A 6,891-nucleotide genomic window follows, 5' to 3' on the forward strand; every position below is an offset into this window, starting at 1 on the left:
TAATTCATTGTAACTAAGTTACAGACTGGCTTGGAATTTGCGTTGATCCAGCCTCAAAGTGGTCGCTGCTTGCCAGCGCATGAGGCGTCAACTGCAAACAGCTAAAATCTTGTCATCCCAAGGAGCGTTGCAGCTTCACACGAAGCCAGGCTTGGGTCTTTTCTCGCAACGACGCTCACCTGTTTTGCATCCCTCAGGTGAGTCCATGAATACCCCACACATTGCCGTTCCCCCCATGAAGCTCTCCGGCTTGGAGCCTGTGCGCATTGGCACCACGGTCCGCGCCGACGACGACAGCACGCCGGTGCAAGCCACCTTCGTCAACATCGGCGAGCGCACCAACGTCACCGGCTCCAAAGCCTTTGCCCGCATGATCTTGAACGGCGAGTACGAGCAAGCATTGGCCGTGGCGCGTCAACAAGTGGAAAACGGTGCGCAAATCATCGACATCAACATGGACGAGGCCATGCTCGATAGCCTTGCCGCCATGGTGCGTTTCTTGAATCTGATCGCGTCTGAGCCCGACATTGCGCGGGTGCCGATCATGATCGACAGCTCCAAGTGGAGCGTGATTGAAGCGGGCTTGCGTTGCATCCAAGGCAAGGGCATTGTGAACTCGATCAGCATGAAAGAAGGCCTGGATGAATTCAAGCGCCAAGCCAAGCTGATTCGCCGCTACGGCGCAGCAGCGGTGGTCATGGCCTTCGATGAAAAAGGCCAAGCCGACACCTTCCAACGCAAGGTGGAAATTTGCGAACGCGCTTACCGCGTGCTGGTCGATGAAGTGGGCTTCCCGCCCGAGGACATCATCTTCGACCCCAACATCTTCGCCATCGCCACCGGCATTGAAGAGCATGACAACTACGCGGTGGACTTCATCAACGCCACGCGTTGGATCAAAGAGAATCTGCCAGGCGCCAAGGTCAGTGGCGGTGTGTCCAACGTCTCTTTCAGTTTCCGTGGCAACGACCCGGTGCGCGAAGCCATCCACACCGTTTTCCTTTACCACGCCATTCAAGCCGGTATGGACATGGGTATCGTCAATGCGGGCATGGTGGGCGTGTACGACGACCTCGAGCCCACGCTGCGCGAGCGCGTCGAAGACGTGGTGTTGAACAGAATGCCGAAATACAAAGAAGGCGAAGAACACCTGACACCCGGCGAGCGTTTGATTGAAGTGGCCGAAAGTGCCAAAGGCGCGGCCAAAGACGACAGCGCCAAACTCGCTTGGCGTGGCACGGCTGATGCACCTGTCAGCGTGGCGCACAAACTCAGCCACGCGCTGGTGCATGGCATCACCGACTTCATCAACGAAGACACCGAAGCGGCTTACCAAGAAGTGTTGGCCAAGGGCGGCAGACCTTTGCATGTGATCGAAGGCCCGTTGATGGACGGCATGAACGTGGTGGGCGATTTGTTCGGCCAGGGCAAGATGTTTTTGCCACAGGTGGTGAAAAGCGCCCGGGTCATGAAGCAGGCTGTGGCGCATTTGATCCCCTACATCGAAGAAGAAAAACGCCTGCAAGAAGCCGCCGGTGAAGATGTGAAAACCAAGGGCAAGATCGTGATCGCCACGGTCAAAGGCGATGTGCACGACATTGGCAAAAACATCGTCACCGTTGTGCTTCAGTGCAACAACTTTGACGTGGTCAACATGGGCGTGATGGTGCCCTGCCATGAAATTTTGGCGCGGGCCAAGGTGGAAGGTGCGGACATCATTGGCTTGTCGGGCCTCATCACACCATCCTTGGAAGAGATGCAGTATGTGGCGTCTGAAATGCAAAAGGACGATCACTTCCGCTTGCGCAAAATTCCGCTGTTGATTGGTGGTGCCACCTGCAGCCGGGTCCACACGGCGGTGAAAATCGCGCCGCATTACGAAGGGCCGGTGGTCTATGTGCCCGACGCGTCCCGCAGTGTGGGCGTGGCCCAAGGCTTGCTCAGCGACCAAGCCGCGCAGTTCATTGAAGACCTCAACACCGACTACGCCAAAGTGCGCGAGCAACATGCCAACAAAAAACAAACGCCGCTGTTGCCACTCGCTAAAGCACGTGCCAATGCACCTCAATTCGATTGGGCCAAGTTGCAACACACGGCGCCGAAATTCATTGGCAAACGCGTGTTCAAAAACTTCGATTTGGCCGAATTAGAGCCCTTCATCGACTGGGGCCCGTTCTTTCAAACCTGGGACTTGGCGGGGCCTTTCCCAGCAATTTTGAAAGACGAGGTGGTGGGCACAGAAGCGCAGCGCGTGTTCAGCGATGGCAAGCGCATGTTGAAGCGCCTGATTGAAGGCCGTTGGTTGCAAGCCCATGCGGTGGTCGGTTTGTACCCGGCCAACAGCGTGGGTGACGACATCGTGCTCTGGACCGATGAATCACGCAGTCAAAAAGCACTCACCTGGTACGGCTTGCGCCAGCAAACCGAAAAACCTTTGCGTGAAGGTGTGCACAACCCGAACCGTTGCCTCTCTGATTTTGTCGCACCCATCGGCCAAGGCGCAGACCATGTGGGTTTGTTCGCGGTCACCGCGGGTGTCGGCGTGGATGCCAAAGAAAAATACTTCCTCGATGACCACGACGACTACAGCGCCATCATGCTCAAGGCCCTGGCCGACCGCCTGGCCGAAGCCTTTGCCGAATGCATGCATGCACGGGTGCGCCGTGACCTGTGGGGCTACGCAGCCGCTGAAAACTTGAGCAATGAAGAATTGATCAAAGAGCACTACCAAGGCATCCGGCCTGCACCCGGTTACCCAGCGTGCCCCGACCACAGCGTGAAGCAACAGATGTTTGAGTTGCTGCAATGCCAAGACATTGGCATGACGCTCACCGAGAGCATGGCCATGACCCCTGCAGCCAGCGTCAGTGGTTTTTATTTGGCGCACCCCGAGGCCACGTATTTCAATGTGGGGCGTATCGGCGACGACCAAGTGCACGACTTGGCGCAGCGTCAAGGCGTGGCAGACAAAGACTTGCAGCGTTTGCTCGCGCCCAACCTTTAGGCCGACAAATCGCCTGCGTTGCTGGTCATCAATCGCCTTTCAAACGCCATCTCGACTGCGGCGACAGGCGAAAAAAACCACCTGGTTTGCACCAGGTGGTTGTGAGCGTTGTTGCTTGTGATCTAGGAATGGTGCAATCAACGACCGTAGGCAGTTTCGCCGTGTGAGCTGATGTCCAAACCTTCGCGCTCTTCTTCTTCAGAGACACGCAGACCCAAGACGATGTCCACCAGTTTGTAAGCGATGACCGAGACCACGCCAGACCAGACGATGGTGGTGAGCACCGCTTGCGCTTGGATCCACACTTGACCACCGATCGAGTAGCTTGGGTTGACTGCATTGGCGACATAGTCATAGACGCCGGTACCACCCAAAGAAGGGGCTGCAAACACGCCGGTCAACAAGGCACCGACGATACCGCCGACACCGTGCACACCGAACACATCCAAGCTGTCATCTGCACCCAGCATGCGTTTGAGGCCATTGACACCCCACAAGCACAGCACGCCAGCCACCAAGCCGATGATGATCGCGCCGCCGGGGCCGACGAAGCCGCAGGCTGGGGTGATGGCCACCAGACCAGCCACAGCACCAGAGGCTGCACCCAACATCGAGGCTTTGCCTTTGCTCAGGGCTTCACCGGCAATCCATGACAAGGTGGCAGCAGCGGTGGCCACCAAGGTGTTGACGAAAGCGAGTGCGGTCAGGCCGTTGGCTTCCAAGTTGGAACCGGCGTTGAAACCGAACCAACCCACCCACAACAAGGCGGCACCGACCATGGTCAATGTCAGGCTGTGGGGCGCCATGGCTTCTTTGCCGTAGCCAATGCGTTTGCCAATCATGTAAGCACCCACCAAACCGGCGACAGCGGCGTTGATGTGCACCACGGTGCCGCCTGCGAAATCGAGTGCGCCTTTGGCCCACAACCAACCAGCAGCAGCCGTGACTTTCTCCAACGAGGCGGCGTCGGTGATGGCATCAGGACCGTCCCAATACCAAACCATGTGGGCCACGGGCAGGTAGCTGAAAGTGAACCACAGGGCACAGAACAACAAAACGGCAGAGAACTTCATGCGCTCAGCAAACGCGCCAACGATCAGGGCGCAAGTGATGGCAGCGAAGGTGGCTTGGAAGGCCACGAAAGTCAACTCAGGGATGTAAACACCTTTGCTGAATGTGGCGCCCAAGGATTCAACCGTCACGCCTTTGAGCAAGAATTTGTCAAAGGTGCCGAAGAAAGGATTGCTGGATGTGAAGGCGACCGAGTAGCCGTACAGCACCCACAACACATAAATCATCGACGACACCACAAACACCTGCATCAGTACCGACAGCATGTTTTTCGAGCGGACCAAGCCGCCATAGAACAGGGCCAGACCGGGGATGGTCATGAGGATGACCAGCACGGTGGCCACGGTCATCCAAGCGGTGTCGCCTTTGTTGGGCACCGGGGCCGGTGCGGCTTGCGCTGCAGCAGGTTCGGCGGCGGCAGGTGCCGCAGGTGCAATGGCAGCGGCTTCAGCCGCAGGTTTGGCGGGCGCGTCGTCGGCCATGGCAACGCCGGAGGCGAAGACCAGGCCCAAGCCGAGGGCCAGCGTGGCAAGTAGTTTTTTCATGATGGAAGTCCTTGTCGAAAGAATTAAATGGCCGCTGTGCCAGTTTCACCAGTGCGAATGCGCACCACTTGTTCCAGGCTGCTGACGAAAATCTTGCCGTCACCAATCTTGCCGGTGCGTGCTGCGTTTTCGATGGCTTCGATCGCCTGGTCCACCAAACCCGCTGCAACAGCGGCTTCGATCTTCACTTTGGGCAGAAAGTCCACCACGTATTCCGCACCGCGGTAGAGCTCGGTGTGGCCTTTTTGTCGACCAAAGCCTTTGACTTCGGTGACGGTGATGCCTTGGACCCCGATGGCTGACAAGGCTTCGCGCACCTCGTCGAGCTTGAAGGGTTTGATGATGGCCGTGATCAGTTTCATGGGTTCTCCTTGAGTCATGGGTCTGCGCGTTGAGCGAAAGCTGCACGTTCAAAAACACGCAGTGCAGGTACCTCTTAGCAGTCTCTGTGCCAAGCACACTTTGGGCTGGATAGGCCAGTCAATCTGGGAAAGACGCCCCCAAAACTGGCTTTTTTGCACTTTTTCGGTGCGCCAAAAACATGAATGCCGCACCCAATTGGGGAGCGCACCAACACAGGGAGACCAAGATGGGGTTCGCACAAGTGCACAGCTGCGCGGTTTTGGGCATGAAAGCGCCCCGCGTCACGGTCGAGGTGCACATGGCCAATGGCTTGCCCAGCTTCACCTTGGTTGGTTTGGCCGACACCGAGGTGCGCGAAGCCCGCGAACGGGTGCGCTCGGCCATCCAAAACAGCGGCCTGGACTTCCCCACCAACCAGCGCATCGTGGTCAACCTGGCCCCAGCCGACCTGCCCAAAGACTCGGGGCGTTTTGACTTGCCCATCGCCATTGGCATCTTGGCCGCCAGCGGTCAACTGGATGAAGTCGCGCTGCGGCAGCATGTGTTTGCCGGCGAGTTGTCCTTGTCGGGTGAGCTGCGCCCGGTGCGCGGTGCCCTGGCCATGGCCCTGGGCATGGCCGCAGATGACGAGGCTTGGACCTGGGTGTTGCCGCCGGGCAGCGCCGAAGAAGCGGCCTTGTTGCCGCAGTCGCGGGTTTACCGGGCCGCGCATTTGCGCGACGTGGTGCAGGCTTTCTTGCCTGGCAGCCACGCCAGTGTGCTGGCACCCTCGGAGGGCTGGCAGCGCTTGCAGCCGCCCGCTTGGCCGCAGTCAGCACCCAACCATGGCAGCTTGGATTTGCGCGATGTGCGCGGTCAGGCCAATGCCAAACGCGCCCTGGAGATCGCCGCCGCAGGTGGCCACAGCCTCTTGATGATGGGGCCGCCGGGCAGCGGCAAGACCATGTTGGCGCAGCGTTTGGTGGGTTTGTTGCCCGCGCTGACCCAACAACAAGCCTTGGAATCGGCGGCGGTGTTGAGTTTGGCCGGACAGTTTCAGCCCCAGCACTGGGGCCAGCGGCCATTTCGCCAACCGCACCACAGCGTCACCACCACCGCCTTGGTGGGCGGCGGTGCGCCACCCCGTCCGGGGGCCATTTCTTTGGCGCACCACGGCGTCTTGTTCCTGGATGAACTGTTGGAGTTTTCAAGGCACAGCTTGGAAGCCTTGCGCGAGCCCTTGGAAAGTGGCCGCATCCTGATTTCCAGGGGGCGGCACCACACCGATTTGGCCGCGCAATTTCAATGGGTGACCGCCATGAACCCCTGCCCCTGCGGCTACCTGGGCGCTCAGCAACCCGCCTGCCGTTGCGCCCCTGAACACATCGCGCGTTACCAAGCCCGGTTGAGCGGCCCGCTGTTGGACCGTTTGGACATGCAGGTGCAGGTGGCTGCTTTGCCGCCCGAGCTGATGCTGCAATCGCCCAGCGGCGACAGCAGCGAGCTTGTGCGACAGCGATGCCAAGCCGCCCACGACCGCGCCTTGGCCCGCCAAGGGGTGCGCAACCAAGACCTGAGCCCAGCGCAACTGCAAGAGCTGCCAATGAGCGCCCAAGCTGAGCAGCATTTGCTGCAAACCGCCAGCCGCCTCGCCTGGTCGGGGCGGGCCATCAGCCGGGTGAAAAAAGTAGCGCAAACCATCGCCGATTTGGCCAGTGCCGCGCAGATTGAACAGCCCCATGTGGCGCAGGCCATGCACTACCGCAGCCCAGCCCAGGGTTGAAAGCGCAAAAAAAGCCCCGCAGTGAACTGCACCCCAAAAGCTGGACACCAGTCCAACCTTTGGGGTGTTTTTCATGGCGAGATATGACGAGAGATTCAAGCAACAAGTAGTTCAGGAATACCTGACAGGCATTGGCGGCTACAGAG

At 59.0% G+C, this 6,891-nt stretch carries 4 protein-coding genes and 1 riboswitch; of the genes, 2 read left to right on the plus strand and 2 right to left on the minus strand.

Annotated elements, in window-relative coordinates:
• The first annotated feature begins 113 nt into the window (after positions 1–113).
• Positions 114–184: riboswitch (S-adenosyl-L-homocysteine riboswitch) on the plus strand.
• Positions 185–235: 51 nt separating this feature from the next.
• Positions 236–3,004 carry a methionine synthase gene (metH, locus tag AC8GFP_RS13485; protein ID WP_506614060.1) on the plus strand — a complete coding sequence of 923 codons (2,769 nt, stop codon included), beginning with the start codon at positions 236–238 and terminating at the stop codon, positions 3,002–3,004.
• A gap of 137 nt (positions 3,005–3,141) precedes the next feature.
• Here metH and AC8GFP_RS13490 read toward each other — a convergent pair whose 3' ends face one another.
• Complete coding sequence (locus AC8GFP_RS13490; protein WP_506614052.1) at positions 3,142–4,620, minus strand: ammonium transporter; 1,479 nt, start codon at positions 4,618–4,620, stop codon at positions 3,142–3,144.
• 23 nt (positions 4,621–4,643) lie between these two features.
• Entirely contained in the window at positions 4,644–4,982 is a 339-nt protein-coding gene (locus tag AC8GFP_RS13495) for a P-II family nitrogen regulator (protein WP_506614054.1), read from the minus strand.
• Between the two features lie 227 nt (positions 4,983–5,209).
• Between AC8GFP_RS13495 and AC8GFP_RS13500 the strand changes: the two genes are divergently transcribed.
• Positions 5,210–6,745 carry a YifB family Mg chelatase-like AAA ATPase gene (locus AC8GFP_RS13500; protein WP_506614056.1) on the plus strand — a complete coding sequence of 512 codons (1,536 nt, stop codon included), beginning with the start codon at positions 5,210–5,212 and terminating at the stop codon, positions 6,743–6,745.
• Positions 6,746–6,891: the final 146 nt, after the last annotated feature.

Source organism: Limnohabitans simekii (SeqCode), from assembly GCF_965234735.1.
Lineage (GTDB): Bacteria > Pseudomonadota > Gammaproteobacteria > Burkholderiales > Burkholderiaceae_C > Limnohabitans > Limnohabitans simekii.